The sequence below is a fragment of the Kushneria sp. AK178 genome, assembly GCF_053903105.1.
In genome coordinates this window covers 2,481,300-2,506,436 of the sequence record NZ_CP096381.1, presented here as the reverse complement: position 1 = coordinate 2,506,436, position 25,137 = coordinate 2,481,300, and the positions used below count along the sequence as shown (strand labels likewise).

The window sequence follows — 25,137 nt, the reverse complement described above, 5'->3', positions numbered from 1 at the left end:
TCCGCGCCCGGCTTTGTGCCGGGCGTTGTTGTATCCGGCCTTCGACAACGCGCCAGCGACGACGGTTATCACGCGCCCGGCATCCAGTCGCTTCCTGAGGTGTTCGCTGCCGGCCACAACGTTACGGTCGCCTCGCAAAGGGGCGAGGCGTCTTGTCGTGATGGCCCCGGCTGGCTGACGTCGACGGCGATATCGTGTGCCACCATTGCGGTATTAAGTTTGCTTTCAAACAGACGCGCGGCATCTCTATACTGCCCATCCATTTAATGCCGTCCGGCCGGGCATGCCCTGTCCGGTATGGCGTCCTTTATCGAACGGACCAGGATGTGACATGACTATCGGGAAGGGGCGGCGTGTACTGTGGATGATGACAGGCAGTCTGGCGTTGGCACAGGCCGGTGCTGCCCGGGCAGAGGTCACGCTGCTATCGCCTGACGAGTCACCCCGGGGGCCGCTGGAGCGGGTCGAGGTCCAGGTGGGCGGCAGCATCAGGGCGCAGTATTTCAATGAAACGGGTGGTACGGACGACGGCAGCTACAAGCACCGCGGTTACGATGGCGGCACGCGCTTTCGCCTGCACGTCAACTACCATGTCAGCGATGACCTGACGCTTCTGAGCTACGGCGAGCTGGGCGTGAACACGGCGAAGGTCATGGGCTGGCACGACCACTACGACCGGGACAGCAGTGACAGCGCGACCACCCGCCGGCAGGTCTACTTCGGCTTTGAAAGCGACCATTACGGCCGGCTGACCGCCGGCAAGCAGAACAGTGTCTATTACGACACCGTGGGCGTCAGCACCGACGTCTGGGACTACAACCAGTTTGCCCAGGCGCCGGGTGTGGGCGTGGATGGCAGCCATGACGGCTCCTATCGCGCCCGCAAGAGCCTGCGCTACTCCAACGGCACCGAGGACTTCACGGTCTTTGCGGGCTGGCTGTTTCCCGACGACGATCTCCATCTGGACGATAAACCGTATGACTATCGTCGTCGCACCGGGGCGTCGATCGGCTTTCGATGGCATCTGACCGATGATCTGACGCTGGGCGGGGCCTATGCCAATACCTCGGCCGAGGTCAAAAGCGAGGGCGACCAGCAATCCTTTCGACAGCAGCTGACCGGCAGCTCCCTGACCTGGACCGGCGGCAACTGGTATCTCGCCGTAGGGGCCGGCTACTACGAGGATTTCGTGCCGGACCCGGCCGGCGGCCTGGAGGACTACTTCGCCAGCGATGCCTACGGGGTGGAGTACATCGCCCGCTACAGCTTTCAGCTCGATAACGACTGGGTACAGAGCATCAAGCCCTTTCTCGCCGGCGACCGCCTCAAGCGCCTGGGCAGTGCCGATTCCCAGACCAATCATCAGGTGCTGGGGGTGACCACCCAGTTCAACCACGGCTTTCGCCTCGATCTCGAGCGAATATTTGCCAACACCTCGGACAGCGAGCCCGACTCGGTGCTGGCCCGGGTGCGCTACGATTTCTGAGTCGGGCGGCCTGTAGCGCCATCCACATGTCCGCAAACGGCCGGTCCCCTGGCGTGAGACGCGATATATTGGGGGCATGAACCTTGCTCCCGATGTCTGCTACCAGGCCCTGGCCTCTCGCGATCGCCGCTTCGACGGCCAGTTTGTCGTCGGCGTGACCTCGACCGGTATCTACTGCCGGCCGATCTGTCGCGTGCGCTGCCCCAAGCCTGACAACTGCCGGTTTTTCGCCCATCCGGCCGGTGCCGAGCAGGCCGGGTTTCGACCGTGCCTTCGCTGCCGGCCGGAGCTGGCGCCGGGACTGGCCATGATGGATGCCCGGGATCAGCTGGCCCGGGCGGCGATGGTGATGATCGACAACGGCTTTCTGGATCACCATGATACCGCCGCGCTGGCGGGCCGGATCGGGGTCAGCGAGCGCCATCTGCGCCGTCTGTTCCGGGCCGCGTTCGGGGTGACCACGGCAGAGGTGGCGAGAACCCGGCGTCTGCTGCTGGCCAAACGGCTGCTGACCGATACCGACCTGCCCATCAGCGAGATCGCCCTGGCCGCCGGCTTTGGCAGCCAGCGCCGGCTGAACGCGCTGTTCCAGGCGCACTATCGACTGTCGCCGAGCCGCCTGCGTCGCGCCGGGGCGGGCAGCCTTGCCGGCTCGCCGGTCACGCTGACGCTGGCCTATCAGCCGCCGCTGGACTGGACGGCGATGCTCGACTTTCTGGCCGCGCGTCAGGTCGAGGCGCTCGAGCAGATCGAGGCCGGGGTCTGGCAGCGCAGCCTGATGATCGAAAAGGACAGTGGCAGCCGGCGTATCGTGTATACAGGCTGGGTCACCGTGGCCCACGTCGGACCAGAGCAGCTGGCGCTGACCCTGCCGGTGACGCTGGTGCCGGTGATGGGCGAGGTGCTGCGCATTGTGCGTCATCTGTTTGATCTGGACGCGCCCATGCCCCTGATCGACTCGCATCTCGAGGAATTGACGGGAGCCGGTCTCCGTGTGCCCGGTGCCGTGACCGGTTTTGAAATGGCGGTGCGCGCCATCGTTGGTCAGCAGGTATCGACCGTTCGGGCACGACACATCCTGCAGGCGCTGGTGACACGCCTGGGTGAGCCGCTCGCCGGCCATCCCGGCCGTCATGTGTTTCCGCGCCCCGCGACACTGGCCGGTCAGCCGCCGGACGCCCTGATGTCGCTGGGGCTGTTGCGCATTCGCGCCGAGGCGATCATCGCCGTGGCAAGTGCCATGGACAGCAGGTCGCTGCGGCTGTCACCGGGGGCGCCGGTGGCCGCGAGCATGGCAGCGCTGCGCGATATCCGCGGCATCGGTGACTGGACAGCACAATATATTGCCATGCGCGCGCTGGCCTGGCCGGATGCCTTTCCAGCCGGCGATCTGGTGCTCAAGAAAGCGCTCGGATGCCGCAGTGCCCGCGAGGCAGCGCAGCGCGCAGCGTGCTGGTCGCCGTGGCGCGCCTATGCCGCCATCCGGCTCTGGCATGCGTCGTCCAGTGTCACGCCACGGGAAGGGGGCGCCCCGCCGGCCGCCCCGTCAAACGAGGAGTCACCGCAATGATCGAGCATGCCGTCATGCCCTCTACGCTGGGCGATATCGTGCTGCGCGTCGAGTCGAATGACCTGACCGGCGTCTTCTTTCACGATCAGAAGCATTTTCCACCCTCGGCACGCGGCGCGCTGACGCCGGCGGGGGAGAGTCCGTCGAGGGTGATTCGTCAGACCCGCGACGCCCTCGAAGAGTATCTGGCCGGCGCGCGCCAGCGCTTTGATCTGCCGCTGTCGCTGCCGGGCAGCCCCTTCCAGCAGCGGGTCTGGCAGCGCCTTGCCGCCATCGGCTTCGGCGAGGTGCTGAGCTACGGGGCGCTGGCCGATGCGCTCGGACTGCCGCGGGGCCATGCGCGCGCGGTGGGCAGCGCGGTCGGGCGCAATCCGGTATCGATCATTGTGCCCTGCCATCGCGTGGTGGCCGGCAGCGGCGGGCTCAACGGCTATGCCGGCGGGCTCGAGCGCAAGGCGCATCTGCTCACCCTGGAGGGGCGCCCGGAAGGATCAGCTGCCCTGCGCCGTCTCAAGGGCGAGGAGCATCTCGCCACCGGGGTCGAAGGCCTCCAGTGAGGTGCTTAAACCTTCGGCGCCGGGCCGTTCGACCTGCCACACTTCCGCAAGGGCGCTGCTGTCGAAGGCAATGGTCAGCGGATCGCTTTCAAGGTGCAGGGTGCCGTGGCGGTCCTGGTGGAAATATCTGAAGCGGGCGCGCTGGTGATGGGCGCCACCGCCGTGGATCAGACTGACGCGGGTGGGCCGGGGGCGCCGGCAGGTGTCGGCCAGCGCCATGATGAAACGCTCGGGGGCCACGGGCGTGGTGAAATGCCCGGCCACGGCGCGGTTGGCTTCCACGCGTCGCAGATGATGGCGTGACAACAGCTTCGAGAAGTCCTCGTCGCTGCGCAGGGCGCGCCATGCCCTGAGCAGGGCCGGACGATGTCCCCGGGTACAGACGTTGGCGATATCGATACGACGCGTAAAGCGGGGCGGTGTCAGCGCGGCGAAGTACTCGAGCAGTCTCCAGCCGGGAGCGTCGGGCGTCAGGCCATGGAATTGATGCAGCACGCCACCGCAACGGTCGAATACCTGCAGACAGGGCACCGGCTCGGCACCCGGGCTCGGCGCTTCCCGCGACAGGCAGACCCAGTACCAGCAGGACAGCACCAGCTGCATGGTCAGCGTCTGATGATCAACAATGCTGGCATGGCGCCGGTCGGTGTCGATGACACAGTCCTCCAGCCGACTCGCAAGCGCCGCATGGGCGGTGCGGGTGACCATCCGGATCCGCCCCAGCTGCGGCAGCATCATGATCAGATCACAGGGGGTCAGGGCCAGTGATTGCACGCCACGACCCAGGCGCGCGGCCTGAATCTCTCCTTCACTACAGCCGAGCCGGACGGCCAGCGTGTGACACGCCATGTGTGGGGCGCGCAGACGTGTCTCTTCAAAGGCTTCGAGCAGGGCGCTGGCCTGATGCATGGGACAGCCCTCGTGACGTGGCGGGTCATTGAATGGCATCGTTTTGTTAATGATAACCATTTACATCCATGCTGCAAGGCCAGAAAGCCGGCAATGCCCACCGCCGGTGGGCGCCAGAGGGCATCACGTCGGGCCCGGGAGGTCTTCGGTCAGGGCTTTCGGGCGATGACCACCGCGCGCCGGGGCGCCGGATGGCCCTCGATCGTGCGGCTCGGGTCATTCGGGTCGAGAAAATCGCTCAGCGACTGGAAGGTCATCCACTCGGTGGCGCGCTGTTCATCGAGCGTGGTGTCGGCCTCATCGACCACGCGCGCCCTGTCAAAGCCGACCCGCGACAGCCAGTGCATGAGGGCCTTCGAGGAGGGCAGAAACCAGACGTTGGGCATCTGCGCGTAGCGCTCGCCCGGCATGAGCACCTGATGTTCGTCGCCTTCCACCACCAGGGTCTCCAGTACCAGCTCGCCGCCGGGGCGCAGCGTGTCATACAGCTCGCGCAGATGATCGATGGGCGAGCGACGGTGATAGAGCACGCCCATGGAGAAGACCGTATCAAAGGCGGCCAGGCCCGGTGGCACCTCTTCGATGCCCACCGGCAGAAAGTGCACGCCGGCGCCGGTGTCACCGATGAAATGGCGCATGGCGTGAAACTGCCAGTAAAAGCGCGGCGAGGGGTCGATCACCAGCACGAAATCGGCACCGGCGCCCGCCATGCGCCAGCCGTGATAGCCGTTGCCGCCGCCCACATCGAGCACGCGTCGCCCCGTGAGATCACTCAGATGCGGCGCCAGTCGCTGCCACTTCCAGTCCGAACGCCATTCGGTATCGATGGTAACGTCGCCGATGCGATACGGTCCCTTGCGCCAGGGGGAGAGAATCTTCAAGAGGTTGTCGCACTGGCGACGGCCGGCATCATCCATCACCACGTCCACGCTGACCGTGTCCTCGTCGAGATGCACGGCCCGGCGCTCGAGCCGGGGCAGGCGCCCGACGGCCCGCTCCCAGGCGGGCAAATCGCCAAAGCGCTGGCGGTCCAGACCGCGGGCAAGCTGCTCGGGCAGGCGGGCGAGCCAGCTCTCCAGCCCCTGTTCGACAAAGGCGTGATAGAGGGGAAGGTGACGGGGATCGATCGACATGCAGGGTCCGGCGTTGTGAAAGCGTGAAGAGAGGTTATTTAAAGGCCAGCATCGAGGCGAAGTTGAGATACTGGAACCAGGTGTCATGGCGCGAAAAGCCGGTGCGGGCCAGGCGCTCGTGATGAGTGGAGAGGCGGTCCGGAATCATGACCTCCTCCAGCGCCGTACGCTTCTGGCTGATCTCGAGCTCCGAGTAGCCGTTGGCGCGCTTGAAGTCGTGATGCAGATCAATCAGCAGCTGCTCCTGACCCGGTTCCCCCAGGATTTTCTCCGACAGCAGCAGCACGCCACCGGGCTCGAGTGCCTCATAAAGCCGGGCCATCACGGCATCACGCTCGCCGGGGTCAAGAAACTGTAACGTAAAATTGACCATGATCATGCCGGCAGGCGGCAACGGGCAGTCGCGAATATCGCCCTGACGCAGGGTGATGCGGTGCTCGCTCGCCTGCTGCGTCAGCAGGTCGCGGGCCTTGTCCACCATGGGTTGGGAGAGGTCGATGGCCTCCAGGGTGAAGGCCTCCGGGGCAAGGCGCTGGCAGAGGGAGAGGGTCGAGGCGCCCAGCGAGCAGCCCAGATCCAGCACATGCGCACCGGGGCGCAGGTGGCGCGCCGCAATCACACCAGCCATGCTGGTAATCTGGGCATAGCCCGGCACCGAGCGACGAATCATGTCGGGAAAGCAGTCCACCACACGCTCGTCGAACGAGAAATCGGCGACCTGATCCAGCGGTGTCGAAAAAAGGGCGTCGCGTCGGGAGGCGTCGGTCATCGGGGTACCCACGATCTGTCAGGCTCTGAAGGAGGTTGTTCGGTCATGCAGACAGTGGTCTGATAGGGACCCGCTGTGTGCCGGACACGCCATCTGCCAGAATGAATGAACATCGAACAGGGCGGTCTTCATGGCCGACCATGTTACGCTTTGAGCGCTAAAGCTGCACCCATCACGGAGGAAGAGCCAGGATGTCGATTCGTCACAACAAGGCGTGGAAGGCGCTGGAAAGTCATCGCGACACGATGCGCGATGTGCATCTCACGACCCTTTTTGAGCAAAACGGGCGCTTTGATGCCTTCTCTCGCCGGGCCGCCGGGCTGACGCTGGATTTTTCCAAGCAGCGCATTCAACGAGAAACGCTGGATCATCTGCTGGACCTGGCCCGTGAAGCGAAGGTCGAAGAGGCCATCGAGCGTTTGCTGTCGGGTCGTCGCGTCAACCTGACAGAAGATCGCCCGGCCCTGCATACGGCATTGCGTCTGCCGCAGGGCGGCGAGTTTCACGTCGAGGGCGAGGACGTCCAGGCCGGCGTGCATGACAGTCTTGATCGCATGCAGCAGATGGTCGAAAAGCTTCAGGCCGGCCAGTGGCGCGGTGCCAACGGTCGGGCCATCAAGCAGGTCATCAATCTGGGCGTGGGCGGCTCCGATCTGGGGCCGCTGATGGTGGTCAAGGCGCTGGAAGACGCCTTCGTGTCGCCGAACGCGCTGGACGTTTATTTTGCCTCGACCATCGACGGCTCCCAGCTGGCCGAAATGCTGCCGACGCTGGATGCCGACGAGACGCTGTTCATCTACTCCTCCAAGTCGTTTGGCACCATCGATACCTCGGCCAACGCCGATACGGCGCTGGCCTGGCTGGCCGAGCAGACCGGCAGCGACATCGAGCGCATCAAGCGCCATCACTTCATCGGGGTGTCCACCAAACCCGAGAAGATGACCGAGTGGGGCATCGCGCCGGATCACCAGCTGCTGTTCTGGGACTGGGTCGGCGGTCGCTACTCCTTCTGGAGCGCCATCGGTCTGCCCATCGCCATTCGTCTGGGCATGGACAACTTCCGTCGTCTGCTCGCCGGTGGCCACGCCATGGACGAGCACTTTGCCTCGGCACCGCTGGAAGACAACCTGCCGGTGCTGTTCGGTCTGCTGGGCATCTGGAACACCAACTTCCTGGATATCGAGTCGCTGGCGGTGCTGCCCTATGACGGTCGCCTCAAGCATCTGCCGGGCTATCTCCAGCAGCTCGAGATGGAGTCCAACGGCAAGTCGTCGACCAACGACGGCGAGAAGGTCGATTACAACACCTGCCCGATCCTGTGGGGCGAAATCGGTCCCAACGGCCAGCACGCCTTCTATCAGCTGCTCCACCAGGGCACGCGGTCGGTGGCCTGTGATTTCATTGCGCCCATCAAGCGCTATGACCACGTCAAAAGCGCCTCGGTGCGCGACAGCCTCGAGCGCCAGCACCGCCTGTCACTGGCCAACTGCTTTGCCCAGTCGCGGGTGCTGATGCTGGGTGATGACGCCATCGACAGCTCCGAGACGCCGCCGGCACACAAGCGCTATGCCGGTAACCAGCCGTCATCCACCATCCTGTTCGATACGCTCTCGCCCGAGTCGCTGGGTGCGCTGGTCGCGCTCTACGAGCACAAGGTCTATGTGCAGGGCGCCATCTGGGATATCGATTCGTTCGATCAGTGGGGCGTGGAGCTGGGCAAGAAGATTGCCAATGAAACGGCCGATATTCTTGAAAGCGGCCATGGCGCCGACAAGCTGGATGACTCGAGCCGTCATCTGATCGAGACCGTGTTGGGCCAGCGTGGCGGCGCTTAAAAACGGCTGTTTATTTATACAGTAATTGCGTTATGCTGATGTCATGAATGATCACGCCAATGCCGTTGACAACGTGCTCTATCTGCACGGTTTTAACAGCCATCCCGGTTCGGCCAAGGCCGAGCTGACGCGTCGGGCCTGCGAGCAGGCCCGACCGCAGCCGCGCTTTATCGCCCCGGCCCTGTCACACCATCCCGGGCCTGCCTGGCAGACGGCTCAGGAGGTCATGAGCTCGCTGACCGGGCGCACCATGGTGATCGGCAGTTCCATGGGCGGGTTTCTCGCCATGGGGCTTGCCCGTACCCATGACGTCGAACGGGTAGTGCTGATCAATCCGGCCGTCGATCCGCTGCGTATCGCGCAGGAACGCATGGGCGCCGAGATCGAGCATGTCGAGACCGGTGAGACGTTCGTGATCGACGAGAGCTATGCCACGGCTCTGCGCGAGCAGCAGGCCGAGGTGGTCAATACCGACCGTTTTCTGGTGCTGCTGGGCAGCGAGGATGAAATCCTCGACTACCGTCAGGCACTTGAAATGCTGGAAGGCAGCCGATTCGTGATCAATGAAGGTGATGATCACGGCCTGAGCCGGTATCCTGAGCTTTTGTCGACAGTGCTGGCCCATGGCGGCCTGACGCTGCCGGAAGATTTCAGCCCCGAGCCCCGGGATGTCGCGCCAACGGCCCGGCAACGCTGACATCACGGCCCGGCAACGCTGACATCACGGGCCGGACGACCTGTCCGGTTCGTTGCGACAGCGCTGATTGTTCCAGAGAGCCCCTTCGGCGCTTGACGATGAGCGCTTCTCGTTCATTTCTGACGCGATTTCACGTATGACCCAGTACAGTGCCAGTTCCATCGAGGTGCTTTCCGGCCTTGAGCCGGTGCGCAAGCGCCCCGGTATGTATACCGATACGACCCGCCCCAACCATCTCGTTCAGGAGGTGGTGGACAATAGCGTCGATGAGGCGCTGGCCGGTCACGCCCGCAGAATTGCCGTCAATCTGCGCGATGACGGCGCCATCGAGGTCATCGATGATGGCCGCGGCATGCCCATTGATATCCACCCCGAGCACGGGGTCTCCGGGATCGAGCTGATCCTGACCCGCCTGCATGCCGGGGGCAAGTTCTCCCAGTCCAGCTACCGCTTCTCCGGCGGGTTGCACGGCGTCGGGGTGTCGGTGGTCAACGCGCTCTCCGAGCGCCTCGAGGTCGAGGTGTGCAAGGACGGCAAGCGCTACCGTACGGCCTTTGCCTTTGGTGAGAAGATCGAAGAGCTGGCCGTCATCGGCGACTGCCCCAAAAAGTTGACCGGCACTACGGTGCGCTTCTGGCCGGAAGCGGCCTATTTTGACAGCGCCACGGTGTCGGTGGCGCGTCTTTCCCATCTGCTGCGGGCCAAGGCCGTGCTCTGCCCGGGGCTTGAGGTCGTGCTGACCGAAAGCAACGGCAATGTCAGCACCTGGCGCTACGAGGACGGCCTGCGCGACTATCTGGCCCAGTCCACCGACGGGTTTGAGCCGCTGCCGGCCACGCCCTTTGTCGGCAGCTTCGAGGATGACGAGCACAGCGTCGACTGGGCGATCCAGTGGCTGCCCGAAGGCGGCGAGGCGCTGGTCGAGTCCTACGTCAATCTGATCCCCACCACCCTGGGCGGCACCCACGTCAACGGCTTTCGCACCGGCCTGCTGGAGGCGCTGCGCGAGTTCTGCGACTACCGCAGCCTGCTGCCGCGTAACGTCAAGCTCTCGGGGGAGGACCTCTGGGAGCGGGTGGCGTTTGTGCTGTCGATCAAGATGTTCGAGCCGCAGTTTGCCGGCCAGACCAAGGAGCGCCTCTCCTCGCGCGCCGTGGCAGGCTTCGTTTCGGCGGTGGTCAAGGATGCCTTCTCGCTGTGGCTCAACGAGCACACCGCCCAGGCCGAGCAGCTTGCCGAGCTGGTGATCAGCGCCGCCCAGCGCCGTCAGCGCTCCTCGAAAAAGGTCGCGCGCAAGAAGGTCACCCAGGGGCCGGCCCTGCCCGGCAAGCTGGCGGACTGCTCCAGCCAGGACCCGAGCGTCGGCGAGCTCTTTCTGGTCGAGGGCGACTCGGCCGGCGGCAGCGCCAAGCAGGCCCGCAACCGCGAGACCCAGGCGATCCTGCCGCTCAAGGGCAAGATCATGAACACCTGGGAGGTGGACCCGCAGGAGGTGCTGGGCTCGCAGGAGATTCACGATATCGCCGTGGCGCTGGGAATGGACCCGGGCAGCGACAATCTCGAGCGCCTGCGCTATCACAAGATCTGCATTCTGGCCGATGCCGATTCCGACGGGCTGCACATCGCCACGCTGTTGTGCGCGCTGTTCGTGCGCCACTTTCCGTCGCTGGTCGATGCCGGCCATGTGTTTGTCGCCATGCCGCCGCTGTATCGCATCGATCTGGGCAAGGAGGTGTTTTATGCCCTGGACGAGAGCGAAAAGGCCGCCATTCTCAAGAAACTCGCCGGCCGTCGTGGTACGCCGGGCGTGCAGCGCTTCAAGGGACTCGGCGAAATGAGCCCGGTACAGCTTCGCGAGACCACCATGGCGCCGGACACGCGCCGACTGGTGCAGCTCACGCGGGAGGCCGGTGACGACACGATGGAACTCATGGATATGCTGCTGGCCAAGAAACGTGCCGGTGACCGTCGCGGCTGGCTGGAGCGTTACGGCAACATGGCTGAGGTGGAAGTCTAAAGATGACCATGGATATTCACGTCCGCGAAGGGGACGTCGAGCGCCTGGCGCTTCGAAGCTATACCGAAAAGGCGTACCTCGACTACTCGATGTACGTCATTCTTGATCGCGCGCTGCCCAATATCGGCGATGGCATGAAGCCGGTGCAGCGCCGCATTGTCTACGCCATGCGCGAGCTGTCGCTGACGGCCAGCGCCAAGTACAAGAAGTCGGCACGTACCGTCGGCGACGTGCTGGGCAAGTTCCACCCCCACGGGGACAGCGCCTGCTATGAAGCGATGGTGCTGATGGCGCAGTCCTTCAGCTATCGCTACCCGCTGGTGGACGGCCAGGGCAACTGGGGCAGTCCCGATGACCCCAAGTCGTTCGCCGCCATGCGTTACACCGAATCCCGCCTGACGCGCTTTTCCGAAGTGCTGCTGGCCGAGCTGGGGCAGGGCACCGTGGACTGGGTGCCCAACTTCGATGGCACCATGAACGAGCCGGCGGTGCTGCCCTCGAGGCTGCCGCACGTGCTGCTCAACGGCGGTTCCGGCATCGCGGTCGGCATGGCCACCGACATTCCGCCGCACAACGTGCGTGAAGTGGTCGAGGCCACCATTCACCGGCTGCGCCATCCCGACTGCAGCGTGGAAGCGCTCTGCGAGCGGCTGCCGGGGCCGGACTTCCCCACGGCGCCCGAAATCATCACACCACAAGCCGACCTGCGAAAAATCTACAGCACCGGTCGCGGGTCGGTGAAAATGCGCGCGCGCTATACCCGGGAAGACAACGACATCATCATCAACGCGCTGCCCTGGCAGGTCAGCGGCGCGCGCGTGCTGGAGCAGATGGCCGCCCAGATGCAGGCCAAGAAGCTGCCGATGGTGGCGGATCTGCGTGACGAGTCCACCCATGAGGAGCCCACGCGGCTGGTAATCGTGCCGCGCTCCAATCGCGTCGATGTCGAAGCGCTGATGGACCATCTCTTCGCCACTACCGACCTGGAAAAGAGCTCGCGCGTCAACATGAACCTGATCGGGCTGGACGGCCGCCCGCAGGTCATGTCGCTGGATCATCTGCTCGATGAGTGGCTGACGTATCGTCGCAATACCGTGCGCCGGCGGCTGGAGCACCGGCTGGGCAAGGTCGAGGATCGCCTTCACATTCTCGAAGGCCTGCTGATCGCCTATCTCGACATCGATGAGGTGATCCGCATCATCCGCGAGGAGGACGAACCCAAACCGGCCCTGATCGCCCATTTCGGCCTCAGCGACCGCCAGGCCGATGCCATTCTGGAGCTGCGTCTGCGCCATCTGGCAAAGCTCGAGGAGATGAAGCTCAAAAGCGAGCGCGATGAGCTGGAGCGTGAGCGCCAGCAGCTCGAGAAGCTTCTGGGCAGCGAACGGGAAATGACGAAGCTGATCGAGCGTGAACTGAAAGCCGATTCAAAAGCCTACGGCGATGAGCGCCGCAGCACGCTGGTCGAGCGCCAGGAGGCGCGGGCGCTCTCCGAGGTCGACCTGCTCGGTGCCGACCCGATCACCGTGGTGGTCTCCGAAAAAGGCTGGATCCGGGCGGCCAAGGGGCACGACATCGATCCGAAGAGTCTCTCCTATAAATCCGGCGACAGCTACGCCTTCTCCGCCCACGGCAAGACCAATCAGCCGCTGGTGCTGCTGGAGGACAGCGGGCGCGCCTATACGCTCGCCGCCCATCAGCTGCCCTCGGCCCGCGGGCAGGGCGAGCCGGTCTCGGGCCGGGTCAATCTGGCCGCCGGCTCGAAGCTCCGGGCCGCCATGATCGGCGCCCCCGATCAGCGCTATCTGCTGGGCAGCGATGGCGGTTACGCCTTCAGCATTGCGCTCGAGGAGATGACCGGACGCAGCAAGTCCGGCAAGGCGGTGGTCAGCATCCCGAAGGGCTGCGATGTGCTGATGCCGCTGGTGCTCTCGAAGCAAGCGCAACGGGTGGCCGTGGTCTCCAATGAGGGGCGCCTGCTGGTGTTCGACGCCGCTGAGCTGCCGGCGATGAGCAAGGGCAAGGGCGCGCGCATGATGGATATCACCGGCACACGCGCCGCCAATCGCGAGGAGTTCGTGCGCGACTGGCTCGTGCTGGACGCCGATCAGGCGCTGGTGGTGCACGCCGGCAAGCGCAAGAAGCGTCTGGTCGGCGAAGAGCTTGCCAAGTATGTGGGCAGTGCCGGCAAGCGCGGCGTGAAGCTGCCGCAGGGCTTTCAGAAGGTGGACCGGCTGGCCGTCGAATAGTCGGTCACGTGGCCGGTCGGAGGCTGTTCGCAGGGCCGGTGGGGCACTCCCGGCCCTGGGTTTTTTCCAGGATGTGTGAGAGAACAACATGACGCAAAGGCTGCTGGTACGGGCAACCGGTCAGGCTGGGCCGGGCCAGCTGGCGAGTATCGGCCGGATGCTGGATGACAGCGGTGTTCGGCTGCTGGACATCGATCAGCGGGTCACGCTGGGGCAGACGGTGATCGAGGCGCTGGTAACCCATGATGACAGCGTATCGACACTGGCACCGCGCCTTGAGACTGCCTGGCCACCGGTCGAGGCCGAAACAGGGCTTGCGCTGACCCTTCACGAGATCGACCCGTCAGCCCATGAGCGCTGGCAGACGCTGGAACATTCCCCGGCCCTGATCATGACGCTCATGGCCGATCAGCTGTCACCGATGCTGCTGGCGCAGGTCGATGCGCTGACGGCTCACCGGGGCCTTGTGGTCGAGCGGATCAGGCGCCTGTCCGGCCCTGGCGCATCGAGCGAGGCGGCGCCTGCCAACGGTGTCTGTCTGGAATATCACCTGCGCGGGGAATCGGTGGATGCCGGGGCGCTGCGTCAGGCACTGCTGGCGCTGGCCACCGAGCAGGGCATCGATATCGCCCTGCAGGAAGAGAGCCGCTGGCGCCATCAGCGCCGTCTGGTCTGCTTCGACATGGATTCGACCCTGATCAAGGCCGAGGTCATCGACGAGCTGGCGCGCCGTCACGGCGTCTTTGACGCGGTCGCCGCGATTACCGAACGGGCGATGCGCGGCGAAATCGATTTTCAGCAGAGCTTTCGCGAGCGCATGGCCATGCTCAACGGGCTCGATGAGTCGGTGCTCGCGGAAATCGCCGAGGGGCTGGAGCTGATGGACGGGCTGGAGCGGCTGATGACGCAGCTCAAGCGGCTGGGCTATCGCACGGCCATCCTGTCGGGTGGCTTCACCTACTTTGCCCGCTATCTGCAAGCGCGTCTCGGCTTTGACGAAATTCACGCCAATGAGCTGATCATCGATGATGCCGGCGTGGTCACCGGTGAGGTGCAGCTGCCGATCGTGGACGCCGAGCGCAAGGCCGTGCTGTTAAGGGAAATGGCCGAACGCCACGGCATCGCCCCCGAGCAGACCGTGGCCGTGGGCGATGGCGCCAACGATCTGAAAATGCTGGCCACTGCCGGGATGGGCATCGCTTTTCATGCCAAGCCGCTGGTGCGCGAAAAGGCACGCATCTCGCTGTCGACGCAGGGGCTGGATGCCCTCCTGTATCTACTGGGCCACGACGAGCATTCGCTGCAGCAGGATTGACCGCGCGGCAGGGGCGTCGTTCAAGAAAGACGGTAACATGCCGATATCTGGAGCATTTAGGTACTCAGGCCTGCTCGGTGGACAATCTCATGTTTCCGGATTCCAATCTCAATGCAAGCAAGGCGCGCCACCTGGATATCGGGGCGCCGGATCAAATCGTCGAGACCTTCGCCGACCTGACCGGCAGCGATGCCCGGCTGTCGATCCGTTTTGAAGGGCTCGATGTTCACTATCCCGTCACGCTGGCCCTGCTGGACCGCGACCTGCATCAGTGTGTGCTCAGGGCCAGCTACCTCGAGGATCTCGATACGCTGCTGGCGCAGCGTCTGCCGTTCTATCTGGACATCCAGTACACCTCGATGTCGATGACCAGTCCCGTGATGCGTCCGCTCAAGGTCAGCAGCCAGGCAGACCGGCTCGATATTCGCGCGGCGCTGCCCGTGTCGCTCAAGCTGACCCGTCAGCGCCATCTGTTCCGGGCCACGCTCGAACGCGGCATGAAGGTCAACATGCTGATGACCGCGCAGCGCGGCGGCAGCGAGGTCGAGGGACGACTGGTGGATCTCTCCATCGGCGGCTGTCTGATCGCGGTATCGGTCAACGACGCCATCCATTTTCAGATCGGCATGCCGCTGTATCGGCTGCGCGCGGTCTTTCCCAGTTCGGAAGCCTTTGATGCCAGTGGCTGCGTGCGTCACATGCGCTGCAGCGACAACAGTGACGATGTGCTGGTCGGCGTGGTCTTCGACGCCAGTCAGGCGGATTTCGAGCGCCAGGTCTGGTTCTACGTGCGCGAGATCGAGCGGGAAGCCGCCCGCCTGGAGGCGTCCGCCGAGCGTGAGGTGGCACCGTCGCGGCTTTTTAACGAAGGCAGTGCTGCCCTTGAGATGGCGGCCGTGGCCACCCCTCAGGAAGAAGCCCTGGCAGTACTGCCCCTGTTCGATAACGTCAAAAATATTGCTCGCGCTCTGGGCGTTCAGCTGATCAATCTGCAGGCCGGGCTGAGTCTGGAAACGGCGGTGCTGTGTGAGCAGGCACGTCGGCTGCTGTCGCTGTTGCAGGAGGATCGCCAGGCGCTTTTCTATGCGCTGGCCTGCGTCGAGCACCACGCCACGCCACTGGTGTGTCACGGTATGGTCGTGGCCGTACGGCTGGCCGATCTGGAAAGCGGTGACCGTACCACGGAGCAGGTCGTACAGATGATGGCCTGTGCGCTGGTGCACGACTTTGGCAAGATACTGCTGCCCGAGGAGGTGCGGCTGCATCAGGGGGTCATGGAGACGGCGATGCTGTCGCACCTGCACGCCCACGTGGAGCTTCTGCGCTTTCGCATCGAGCGTGACGGGCTCGCCGCCGATCTGCGCCGTGACGTGCTGCTGAGCATCAACGAGCGCCTTGACGGCAGCGGCTATCCCCGCGGGCTGAACGGTCACTCGCTGAGCCGACTGGCGCGCATGGCCGCCATCGTGGACGTCGTCGATGCCATGAGTCGACCCCGCAGTGACCGCCCGGCCTGGCTGGCGCTGGACATCTATCGTCACATCTTCAACGCCGGTGCCCGCCTGGATGCCGCCTGTATCAATCGCTACGTCAAGCGCTACGGTTTTACGCCGATCGGTTCGCTGGTAGCGTTTTCAAGCGGATTCCATGCCTGGGTGATGCGCCTTGATGCCAAAGGGCAGCCGTCGCGGGTCCGGGTCGTGTATGAGCTGACCCGTGACCGGAGCATGAATCAGGTGCTTGAAGGTACCGATATGGTACAGCTGGGCACGCTCGAGGGATGTGTCGGGCGCCATGACAATGCCATGACCCCCTGGTGAGCCTGTCGCGTTGAAGGTCCGTCAGCCGTGGGCGCGCTGATGGGCCTTCTTGCGTTTCAGATAGTCCCTGTCTTCGCGAACCTGTTTCCAGACCTTCTCGAAAATGGCCGCCGATTCGGCCTTTTCCTCGTCGATGTCGCGCTCGCGAACCTCGCCGTTTTCATCGTATTTGCGCCCGCCGGGGTAGTTGGCATAGCGCCGGGCGCGGGTGTGGCCCATCTGGATGAACTTGCGCGCCATGTCCATGCCGACAAAATCATCACGGGCGCGATAATCTTCAAACATTTCCAGCAGCTTTTGCGATGACGCGCGAGCGTCATCCGGCGTCTTGAAGCGCCAGTGGGGCAGCAGCTCGCCCTTGTAGGGCTCAACGGTCAACACGCCCTGTTCGCCGCGGCCGACGCGGTAATGCTCCGGGTGCTTGCGACAGTCCGGCTTGTCACCATCATCCTGCTGCGGCTGGCCGGTCAGGGCGTCCTTCGAGGTGCTCATGTCGTTCTCCCGTGGTCCATCATGTCGCTCTGCCGTGCTTTCATGAATTCATGCTGAAATGACCATCCATCCCACTGATTTGAAAGTGGTCAATGGCATGCGTTATCAGCCATGATAGTCCAGCTCAACGGACAGGAAAGCGGCAATGCCATTACGATTTCAGAGAAAAGGGGTGTCACACCGCAACGCCGGTGTATCCATGACGCGGGCCCGCATGCTGATACTGGCACTGCTGCTGGGCAGCGGCGCCATGCAGGGCTGCCAGGCCGGTGCCGCGCCATCGTCGCAGGGAGCCTCGGGAGCCTCCGGTTCATCGGAAGAAGCTGCAGAAAAGACAAAAGCGCAGCAGGCCGAATCGAACGACGGGGCCGCCTCGACGCAAAACGAGGCGCAAACGCCTGCCGAGCGTGAATCCTTTGAGCAGTGGGTCAGCGAGTTTCGCCAGAAGGCGCGTGCTGAAGGCATTACATCGATCACGCTGGACGAGGCGCTGGCAGAGGTGCGCTATCAGCCGCGCATTATCGAGCTCGACCGCTCGCAGCCGGAGTTTACCCGGGCCATCTGGGAGTACCTGGACAGTGCGGTCTCCTCGAGCCGGGTCGACAACGGCCGGCAGAAGCTGGCCGAGCATCGCGGTACCGCCGACCGGATGCAGTCGCGCTACGGTGTGCCGGGCTCGGTCATCACGGCCATCTGGGGCATCGAGAGCAACTACGGCAGCAATTTCGGCAGCTTCCCGACCATCGATGCCTTCGCCACACTGGGCTATGAAGGGCGTCGCCACGCCTTTGCCCGGGAGCAGCTGATCGCGGCCCTGCGCATCATTCAAAAAGGCGATATCGACCGCGAGCACATGCTGGGCTCCTGGGCCGGCGCGATGGGTCACACCCAGTTTCTCCCCACCAGCTTTCTGGCCTATGCCGTGGATGGCGATGATGACGGCAAGCGCGATATCTGGGGCAGCATTCCCGACGTCATGGCCTCCACCGCCAACTATCTGGCCAAAAACGGCTGGCAGCGCGGTCAGCCCTGGGGCGTTGAAGTGACCCTGCCGGAGGATTTCGACTACAGCCGCACCGAGCTCTCCACGCGTCAGTCCACGAACGCCTGGCGCACGCAAGGGGTTCGCGCCGTGCAAGGGCAATCGCTGCCGGATTTCGATCAGGCCTCGATCATTGCACCCGCCGGCGCCCGGGGGCCCGCCTTTCTGGTCGGCCCCAACTTTCGCGTCATCATGCGCTACAACAACGCCACCAGCTACGCCCTGGCCGTGGCGCTGTTGTCGCAGCGCATCGACGGTGGCCCTGGCGTACAGGCCGACTGGCCGCGTGATGTCAGACCATTGACGCGCTCGCAGACCAGGGAGCTGCAAACCCTTTTGAACCAGAAGGGATTCGGCACCGGAACACCGGACGGCATCATGGGCCCCAATACCCGGGAAGGGCTGCGGGCATGGCAGCGCAGTGTCGGCAGAACGCCGGATGGCTTTTCCAGCAGCAGCGTACTGGAGGCACTGCGTCAACCCTAGGGGGCGGGCAGGTTAGACAAAAGTCGATGTGGCGGTTCATCACACATGAAAGTCTCTCCTGTTCATCATCGACTAGGCTGATGAATGAAGGGAATCACTTATAAGCACTGGCCGTTCGACAGCGCTTTGCTGTCGTCGCCACGCACAGCCGGAGAATCATCATGAAGGCGACGCGCAACAACCCTTACGGGGTCATCCCTCCGCATCTTCTCAATCATCTGATTGAAAACGGTAACGACCGCCATCGCCGTTGCGCGTTGAATACCCTCACGCTGGATTCGCGCTTCAGAGCCCGCACCGAGCGCCATACGGCCCCGACCGATGCCCGCCGGGGTGAAGAAGGGCAGCCGCTGCGCTATATCTTCGATGCCGGCAATACCATGGAACTGCCGGGGACTCAGGTCCGACGCGAAGGGCAGCCCGAGACCGGCGACGAGGCCGTGGATGAAGCCTACCAGGATCTGGGCGCCACCTATCGCTTTTTCTGGGAAGTGCTCGAGCGCAATGCCATCGATGATGAAGGCGGGGCGCTGCTGGGCACGGTGCATTACGGCGAGGAGTACCAGAACGCCTTCTGGAACGGCTATCAGATGGTCTTTGGCGACGGCGATGGCGAGATCTTTCTCTCCTTTACCCGCGCCCTCGATGTAGTGGCCCATGAGCTGACGCATGGCATCACCGAACGTGAGGCCGGACTGGTGTACTACAACCAGTCGGGGGCCCTGAACGAGTCCATCTCGGATGTCTTCGGCGTCATGGTGGCCCAGTACGATGCCAATCAGACGGTGGAAGAGGCCGACTGGTCCATCGGTCGCGATCTGCTGGCACCCGGCATCAATGGCACGGGGCTTCGGTCCATGTCCGAGCCGGGCACGGCCTACAATGACCCGCTGCTGGGCCGCGATCCGCAGCCGGCGCACATGAGCGATTTCGTCGAAACCAACGAGGACAACGGCGGCGTGCACATCAATTCGGGCATTCCCAACCGCGCCTTTTATCTGACCGCCATGGCGCTGGGCGGCTACAGCTGGGAGCGGGCCGGACGCGTCTGGTACGCCACGCTCATCGATGACCGGCTGAGCAACGATGCCGAATTCGAGGATTTTGCCCGCCTGACGCTGGACAACGCTGAACGTCTTTTTGATGGCAGCGAGGTGCGTGATGCCGTTCGTGACGGCTGGCGGGGCGTGGGAGTCGGGGTGTGAGCTATCAACACTCACTGGGCGAGCGCGCTCGCGTTCGCCTGGCGCGGGAGGGGGGGGTGGCCTATGTGCCGGCACTGGCCCGTCCCCGTGAGATCGCCTTTCACGACTGTTCCCTGTCGCAGCGCAAGCGGGTCTGCAGGCTGCTGGATGAGGCCGAACAGCTGAAGTGTCCCGGTGACCAGGCCGGGCAGGGGGATCAGCGCTATTTTCGTATTCTTATCATGCCGGCGGGCAACGACAGCGATGTGATCGATCTGCATGTGCCCGAGCATCGGGCCCCGGAGGCGCTGGTCACGCTGTGGAAGAGCGGCCCCGGCGCCTGAAGCGACGCCCCCGGTCAGGGCGTGCCCCGTGTCTGAACCGGACTCTTGGCCCCGGCGCCCGGGACCTCGCGCACCAGGCGTGGCAGCAAAAAGCCGGGCAGGGTTTCCCTGAGCCGGTTGTGCAGCTGCTCGGCTTCCTGGTCCGGTACATCAAAGTGTGCCGCCCCCGCCACCGGGTCCAGCACGTGAAGGTAGTAGGGCAGGATACCGGCCTCGAACAGACGCTCGGAAAGCGCTCCGAGCACGTCCACATCATCATTGACGCCGCGCAGCAGCACGCTCTGGTTGAGCAGTGTCACGCCCACGCCCCTGAGCCTTTCACAGGCCTGCACCACGGCGTCATCGATCTCGTTGGCGTGGTTGATGTGCAGCACCATCACCTTTTGCAGCCGCGTTCTGGCAAGCCATGCCAGCATGGCCTCATCGACCCGATCGGGAATCACCACCGGCAGGCGGGTATGCAGGCGCAGTCGCTTGAGGTGGGGAATGGCGTCAAGTTCGCCGACCAGCCAGGCAAGGCGCGTATCGCTGGAGACCAGCGGATCGCCTCCGGACAGGATCGCCTCGATCAGCGAGTCATCCTCGCGCAGATAGTCCAGCGTCTGGTGCCACTGCGCGCGGGAGGCGGCGTGGTCCTCGTAGGGAAAGTGACGCCTGAAGCAGTAGCGGCAGTTGATGGCGCAGGCGCCGCTGGTAATCATCAGAACGCGCGCGGCGTACTTGTGAATCAGCCCGGCCGCCGGGGTATGGTCGGCCTCTTCCAGCGGGTCGGTCACATAGCCTGCCACCGTTTGCGTTTCATCCTGCAGCGGCAGCACCTGACGCAGCAGGGGATCATCGGGATCTCCCTTGCTGATGCGGGAGAGATAGGCCTGCGGTACCCGCACCTCAAAGGCATGATGGCCGTCACGGGCGCCCGCCAGCCAGCGCTCGTCGAGACCGACGGCGGCCAGCAGCGCCTTCGGGTCGCGAATGGCACCGGAGAGCTGGGCCTGCCAGCGCTGCCCGGCGGGGCCGTCATCGTCGGCGGTGGAAGAAGAGATAGTCTGCACAGGCTGCATGGTTCGCGTTATCATCGCACACATTCTGATGCGCCGGACCGGAATCCGGCGCCTTGTGGTCATTCACTGTCCCAGCAGTACCCGATGCTCCGGGCGACTGCGAACACAACGAGGCGTTATGGCAAGCTATTCTACCAACGAATTCAAGGGCGGTCTGAAAGTGATGCTCGACGGCGATCCCTGCAACATCGTCGACAACGAGTTCGTCAAGCCCGGCAAGGGTCAGGCCTTCAACCGCGTCAAGCTGCGCAATCTGATGACCGGTCGTACCTGGGAGCGTACCTTCAAGTCCGGTGAATCGCTGGAAGCCGCCGATGTGCTCGAGATCGACATGGAGTATCTCTACAACGATGGCGAGATGTGGCACTTCATGAGAACCGATGGCTCCTTCGAGCAGTTCGCTGCCGACAAAAAGGCCGTGGGCGATACGGAAAAATGGCTCAAGGAACAGGTGGTCTACACCGTCACGCTCTGGAACGATAACCCCATCTCGGTCACCCCGCCCAACTTCATCGAGCTGGAAGTGGTCGAAACCGACCCCGGCCTCAAGGGCGACACGGCGCAGGGCGGCTCCAAGCCGGCGACCCTGTCCACCGGGGCCACGGTGCGCGTCCCGCTGTTTATCAACCAGGGCGAAAAGCTCCGGGTCGATACCCGCAACGGCGAATACGTCGGCCGCGCGTAAATCGTCTCGCGACCATCGGCAGACGCCGGGCCCCATGGCCCGGCGTTTTTACTGGTAACCGTTGCATCAATGGATGACCGCCATGAGTGCTGATGACTGGCGTCCCGGCGCCACCATCGAGGTGTTGCGCGCGCGTGCGGGTCTCATGCGCCGCATTCGGGACTTTTTTGAGACCCGTGACGTGCTCGAGGTGGAAACGCCCGTTCTGGGGCACGCCGGCAGCAGCGACGTGCATCTGGAATCGCTTTCCCTGCAGGCCCGTACGGCAGCCGGAGACGAGCGGTTCTGGCTGCAGACCTCCCCCGAATACCACATGAAGCGCCTGCTGGCGGCCGGCAGCGGCCCCATCTTTCAGCTCTCCCGGGTCTTTCGCGACGGCGAAACGGGGCGGCGACACAATATCGAGTTCACCATGCTGGAGTGGTATCGGCCCGGTTTTGAACTCGATGATTTGATCCGGGAAGTGGCCGCGCTGATCGATACCGTGCTCGGCGCGCCGCTGACAGCGGTGCGCACGCGCCCCTACCGGGCGCTGTTCAGGGAATACCTGTCGGTCGACCCTCTGGCAGAGACCCCCGGGGCGCTGGCGGCTCTGCGTGACCGCGCTGCCCGTCATGCCGGCGCCGATACAGCGTCATGGTCGCGCGATGACTGCTGCGATCTTTTAATGTCGCTGGTCATCGAGCCACGGCTGGGGCGGGACGGTCTTGATGTGGTAGTGGACTATCCGGCCTCCCAGGCGGCGCTGGCGCGACGGCGACCCGATGAGGATGGCGCACTGGTGGCCTCGCGATTCGAGGTCTATCTCGAAGGCGTCGAGCTTGCCAACGGCTTTGACGAGCTGACCGATGCCGATGAGCAGCAGGCGCGCTTTGAGGTGGACAATCAGAACCGTCTGGCGCTGGGCAAACCGCCGGTGGATGCCGATCAAAGGCTGATTGCGGCGCTGCGGGCCGGCATGCCGCCGAGCTGTGGCGTGGCGCTGGGCGTGGATCGTCTGATCATGCTGGCACTGGGGCGACAGGAAATCGACAGCGTCATGGCCTTTGCCACCGGCCGGTGCTGATCGACCTGTCAGTGCCGGCAGGCGGCGGGAGTGATCCCGAAGGGCGCGCCATGCCCCGCGAGCATCACGCCGCGGGGCGCCCGATGCCGGGGAATCAGGCGTTCGGATCGAAGAGCTTGATCTCGTGGATCTCGATATGCTCCCACACCCTTTCAGTCACGTAGGGCTCCGTTTCGAGCCAGGCGTCCATGGCGTCCCGGCTTTCGAACCGGAAGTGGGCGTTGGAGCCGATCATTTTGCCGTCATCATCCAGCATGACCCCGCCGCTGACGAAATGCCCCTGCTGGTAGAGCCGGCGCAGACCGTCCAGATGCGCCTCGCGACAGCCCATGCGGCGTTCGAGCGCCCCTTCATCCGTATGGTCCCGGGCCACCAGGGTGAACTGCTTCATGTCGTGCTCCTTGTCAGAAGGTCAATCGTCACAGGGTTAATCGATCAAAACGGTGACCGGTGGGCCTGGAGGACGCCGGGCACCGTTGCCTGTCGGCCGGGGTAACGGCTCAGGCCAGCTCTTCCGGAATAAGCGTATCGGCCGGGATATCGGGATCAGGCGCCAGCTGCTGGCCCAGACGAATCTTCATGCCGGGCGTCAGGTGGTCGTTGAAGGTATAGGCCCTGGGCAGACACATGACGACCGAGGAGCCCAGGTGAAAGCGGCCCATTTCATCGCCCTTGCCCAGTGTGATGTCAGCGTTGTTCCAGGCAGTGCCCTGCGGCTGGCGGGACTGCGGCGTGACCTGGCCGGCCCAGACGGTTTCGATGCCGGCGACAATCATCGCCCCTACCAGTACCAGCGCCATGGGGCCCAGCTCGGTCTCGAACAGACACACCAGCCGCTCGTTGCGGGCAAAAAGTCCCGGGACTTCGCGGGCGGTGGCCTGATTGACCGAAAAGAGCCGGCCGGGCACGTAGATGGTGCGGATCAGGCGGCCCTCGAGCGGCATGTGCACACGGTGATAGTCCCGCGGGGAGAGATAGACGGTGGCGAAACTGCCGTCGCGCAGCTCGGCCGCGGCAGCGTCATCGCCGCCGAGCAGGGCGGTCAGCGAGTAGGCGTGGCCCTTGGCCTGCATGAGCGTGCCGTAATCGATGCGCCCGAACTGGGAGAGTACACCGTCGGCCGGTGAGACAATCCCGGATTCGATCGGGCGGGCATCGGGGCGCAGCGGCCGGGTAAAGAACTCGTTGAAGCTCTTGTAGCTGCTCGGATCCGGATCGAGGGCCTCGCTCATGTCAACGTCGTAGTGATGGGCAAAGCGCTGGATGAACGTATCGCGAATCCAGGGCGTGCGTGCATCGGCAAACCGCCCCGCCAGTCGGGAGATGGCGTGCTGGGGCAGGGGATATTGCAGCAGGGCAAACAGACGATCACGATTCAAAGGGGGCACCCGGAAGCAGTCATGAATGGAGGCAATGTGTCATACCCCTGCCGGGGGCTCAAGCGTGCCGCCGGCAGGGGCGGGGCATCAGGTCTCGATGGGTGTGTCGTCCCGGTTGCCCCACTCCTGCCATGAGCCGGGGTAGGCGCGGATGTTGTAGCCCAGCGCGTGACCGATCATCCAGGTCAGGCCGCTGCGGTGATGGCTCTGACAGTGGGTGACAATCTCGCTTTGTGCATCGATGCCCATGGCGACCAGCTCGCCCACCAGTTCCGATAGATCGCGCAGGCGCAGCTGCTGGTTCCTGTCCATGGTGCTGGTCCACTCCAGGTTGACCGCGCCGGGGATGTGGCCCAGCCGCTGATTGTTGCCCTTGAGGCCGTCGTATTCATCGGGGCTGCGCGCATCCCAGATGGCAAGGCCCGGGTCCTCGAGGCGCTCGAGAAGCTCGTCGCGACGGATGATCAGCTCCGGACGTTCGATCCGGGCCTCGAAACGCGAGGGCGCGGGCACGGTTTCTTCAGTCGTGACGGGCAGGTTGTCTCCCCGCCAGGCATGAATGCCGCCGTTGAGATAGGACCACCGGTCATGTCCCAGCAGGGTCAGCGTCCAGGCCAGCCGGCCCGCCCAGCCGCCGCCTTCGTCGTCATAAAGAACGACGTGGGTATGCGGTGTCAGGCCGAGTTCGGAAAACAGCGTCGACAGCGCCGCTTCATCGGGCACGTCGTTGGCGACCGGTGACTGGCCCGACAAAAGGCGGCGATGGTCAAGGAAAACTGCCCCCGGCACATGGCCGTCACGGTAGCTTTGCGCGTTGGCGGGAACATCGATGATCAAGAGATCGGGGGCTTCAAGGTGTTCCGACAGCGTTCGGGGCTCAATGATGCGGGGAAATCCTGCCTCATCCTGTGACATCCTCACTCTCCTTTTGGCGACGCCAGCGGGTTAACATGGGCCCAAGCATTGCATACTCGATGGCACCTCGCGAACGGTGGCAATGCCGGTCTTCAGGAACAGTCGTGTTTGAACCACATCACCTGC

Annotated in this window: 22 protein-coding genes; 14 read left to right on the top strand and 8 right to left on the bottom strand. The window is 64.1% G+C overall.

Annotated elements, in window-relative coordinates:
• The first annotated feature begins 331 nt into the window (after window positions 1–331).
• The 3 genes from M1D97_RS11515 (at window position 332) to M1D97_RS11505 (ending at window position 3,613) form a co-directional block, all read left to right on the top strand.
• Window positions 332–1,486 (top strand): porin, encoded by a 1,155-nt coding sequence (locus M1D97_RS11515; protein ID WP_456267865.1) that lies wholly within the window; start codon window positions 332–334, stop codon window positions 1,484–1,486.
• Between the two features lie 76 nt (window positions 1,487–1,562).
• A complete protein-coding gene (locus M1D97_RS11510) occupies window positions 1,563–3,056 on the top strand; it encodes an Ada metal-binding domain-containing protein (protein ID WP_456267864.1) in 1,494 nt (497 codons plus the stop codon).
• Complete coding sequence (locus M1D97_RS11505; RefSeq protein ID WP_456267863.1) at window positions 3,053–3,613, top strand: methylated-DNA--[protein]-cysteine S-methyltransferase; 561 nt, start codon at window positions 3,053–3,055, stop codon at window positions 3,611–3,613. Before M1D97_RS11510 ends, M1D97_RS11505 begins: the two co-directional genes overlap by 4 nt.
• On the opposite strand, the gene M1D97_RS11500 is transcribed toward M1D97_RS11505, so the two are convergent.
• From M1D97_RS11500 to cmoA, 3 genes are all read right to left on the bottom strand, one after another.
• Window positions 3,548–4,522, bottom strand: a complete 975-nt coding sequence (locus M1D97_RS11500; RefSeq protein ID WP_456267862.1) for a hypothetical protein — start codon at window positions 4,520–4,522, stop codon at window positions 3,548–3,550. The two genes, M1D97_RS11505 and M1D97_RS11500, sit on opposite strands and share 66 nt — an antisense overlap.
• Window positions 4,523–4,671: 149 nt before the next feature.
• Window positions 4,672–5,655 (bottom strand): tRNA 5-methoxyuridine(34)/uridine 5-oxyacetic acid(34) synthase CmoB, encoded by a 984-nt coding sequence (gene cmoB, locus M1D97_RS11495; RefSeq protein WP_456267861.1) that lies wholly within the window; start codon window positions 5,653–5,655, stop codon window positions 4,672–4,674.
• Between the two features lie 34 nt (window positions 5,656–5,689).
• Window positions 5,690–6,424 (bottom strand): carboxy-S-adenosyl-L-methionine synthase CmoA, encoded by a 735-nt coding sequence (cmoA, locus tag M1D97_RS11490; RefSeq protein ID WP_456267860.1) that lies wholly within the window; start codon window positions 6,422–6,424, stop codon window positions 5,690–5,692.
• A 191-nt stretch (window positions 6,425–6,615) separates the two neighbouring features.
• On the opposite strand from cmoA, the gene pgi reads away from it, so the two are divergent.
• The 6 genes from pgi (at window position 6,616) to M1D97_RS11460 (ending at window position 16,357) form a co-directional block, all read left to right on the top strand.
• On the top strand, window positions 6,616–8,259 hold the full coding sequence (gene pgi, locus M1D97_RS11485) for a glucose-6-phosphate isomerase (RefSeq protein ID WP_456267859.1): 1,644 nt from the start codon (window positions 6,616–6,618) through the stop codon (window positions 8,257–8,259).
• Between the two features lie 43 nt (window positions 8,260–8,302).
• Window positions 8,303–8,956 carry a YqiA/YcfP family alpha/beta fold hydrolase gene (locus M1D97_RS11480; RefSeq protein ID WP_456267858.1) on the top strand — a complete coding sequence of 218 codons (654 nt, stop codon included), beginning with the start codon at window positions 8,303–8,305 and terminating at the stop codon, window positions 8,954–8,956.
• Between the two features lie 136 nt (window positions 8,957–9,092).
• On the top strand, window positions 9,093–10,973 hold the full coding sequence (parE, locus tag M1D97_RS11475) for a DNA topoisomerase IV subunit B (RefSeq protein WP_456267857.1): 1,881 nt from the start codon (window positions 9,093–9,095) through the stop codon (window positions 10,971–10,973).
• A 2-nt stretch (window positions 10,974–10,975) separates the two neighbouring features.
• Entirely contained in the window at window positions 10,976–13,222 is a 2,247-nt protein-coding gene (gene parC / locus M1D97_RS11470) for a DNA topoisomerase IV subunit A (RefSeq protein WP_456267856.1), read from the top strand.
• An 88-nt stretch (window positions 13,223–13,310) separates the two neighbouring features.
• On the top strand, window positions 13,311–14,537 hold the full coding sequence (serB, locus tag M1D97_RS11465; protein WP_456267855.1) for a phosphoserine phosphatase SerB: 1,227 nt from the start codon (window positions 13,311–13,313) through the stop codon (window positions 14,535–14,537).
• Window positions 14,538–14,626: 89 nt separating this feature from the next.
• The gene (locus tag M1D97_RS11460; protein ID WP_456267854.1) at window positions 14,627–16,357 is read left to right on the top strand and encodes an HD domain-containing phosphohydrolase; all 1,731 of its coding nucleotides are present in this window, start codon (window positions 14,627–14,629) and stop codon (window positions 16,355–16,357) included.
• Between the two features lie 21 nt (window positions 16,358–16,378).
• Here the strand turns inward: M1D97_RS11460 and M1D97_RS11455 are convergent, their stop codons facing one another.
• Window positions 16,379–16,849 carry a DUF4385 domain-containing protein gene (locus M1D97_RS11455; protein WP_456267853.1) on the bottom strand — a complete coding sequence of 157 codons (471 nt, stop codon included), beginning with the start codon at window positions 16,847–16,849 and terminating at the stop codon, window positions 16,379–16,381.
• 145 nt (window positions 16,850–16,994) lie between these two features.
• Between M1D97_RS11455 and M1D97_RS11450 the strand changes: the two genes are divergently transcribed.
• The 3 genes from M1D97_RS11450 (at window position 16,995) to M1D97_RS11440 (ending at window position 19,905) form a co-directional block, all read left to right on the top strand.
• On the top strand, window positions 16,995–18,377 hold the full coding sequence (locus M1D97_RS11450; RefSeq protein ID WP_456267852.1) for a lytic murein transglycosylase: 1,383 nt from the start codon (window positions 16,995–16,997) through the stop codon (window positions 18,375–18,377).
• Between the two features lie 161 nt (window positions 18,378–18,538).
• A complete protein-coding gene (locus tag M1D97_RS11445) occupies window positions 18,539–19,582 on the top strand; it encodes a M4 family metallopeptidase (RefSeq protein ID WP_456267851.1) in 1,044 nt (347 codons plus the stop codon).
• Complete coding sequence (locus M1D97_RS11440; protein ID WP_456267850.1) at window positions 19,579–19,905, top strand: protealysin inhibitor emfourin; 327 nt, start codon at window positions 19,579–19,581, stop codon at window positions 19,903–19,905. The genes M1D97_RS11445 and M1D97_RS11440 overlap by 4 nt, the downstream gene beginning before the upstream one ends.
• A 14-nt stretch (window positions 19,906–19,919) precedes the next feature.
• Here the strand turns inward: M1D97_RS11440 and epmB are convergent, their stop codons facing one another.
• Entirely contained in the window at window positions 19,920–20,966 is a 1,047-nt protein-coding gene (gene epmB, locus M1D97_RS11435) for an EF-P beta-lysylation protein EpmB (protein ID WP_456267849.1), read from the bottom strand.
• A gap of 118 nt (window positions 20,967–21,084) precedes the next feature.
• Here epmB and efp point away from each other — a divergent pair, with 118 nt between their 5' ends.
• Both efp and epmA read left to right on the top strand, forming a co-directional pair.
• The gene (efp, locus tag M1D97_RS11430) at window positions 21,085–21,651 is read left to right on the top strand and encodes an elongation factor P (RefSeq protein WP_456267848.1); all 567 of its coding nucleotides are present in this window, start codon (window positions 21,085–21,087) and stop codon (window positions 21,649–21,651) included.
• An 82-nt stretch (window positions 21,652–21,733) separates the two neighbouring features.
• On the top strand, window positions 21,734–22,717 hold the full coding sequence (gene epmA / locus M1D97_RS11425) for an EF-P lysine aminoacylase EpmA (RefSeq protein ID WP_456267847.1): 984 nt from the start codon (window positions 21,734–21,736) through the stop codon (window positions 22,715–22,717).
• Between the two features lie 94 nt (window positions 22,718–22,811).
• Here the strand turns inward: epmA and M1D97_RS11420 are convergent, their stop codons facing one another.
• The 3 genes from M1D97_RS11420 to M1D97_RS11410 form a co-directional block, all read right to left on the bottom strand.
• Window positions 22,812–23,108, bottom strand: coding sequence for a YciI family protein (locus M1D97_RS11420; protein WP_456267846.1), 297 nt, complete (start codon window positions 23,106–23,108; stop codon window positions 22,812–22,814).
• A 109-nt stretch (window positions 23,109–23,217) separates the two neighbouring features.
• A complete protein-coding gene (gene asd / locus M1D97_RS11415; RefSeq protein WP_456267845.1) occupies window positions 23,218–24,096 on the bottom strand; it encodes an archaetidylserine decarboxylase in 879 nt (292 codons plus the stop codon).
• Window positions 24,097–24,183: 87 nt separating this feature from the next.
• Complete coding sequence (locus M1D97_RS11410) at window positions 24,184–25,011, bottom strand: sulfurtransferase (protein WP_456267844.1); 828 nt, start codon at window positions 25,009–25,011, stop codon at window positions 24,184–24,186.
• Window positions 25,012–25,137: the final 126 nt, after the last annotated feature.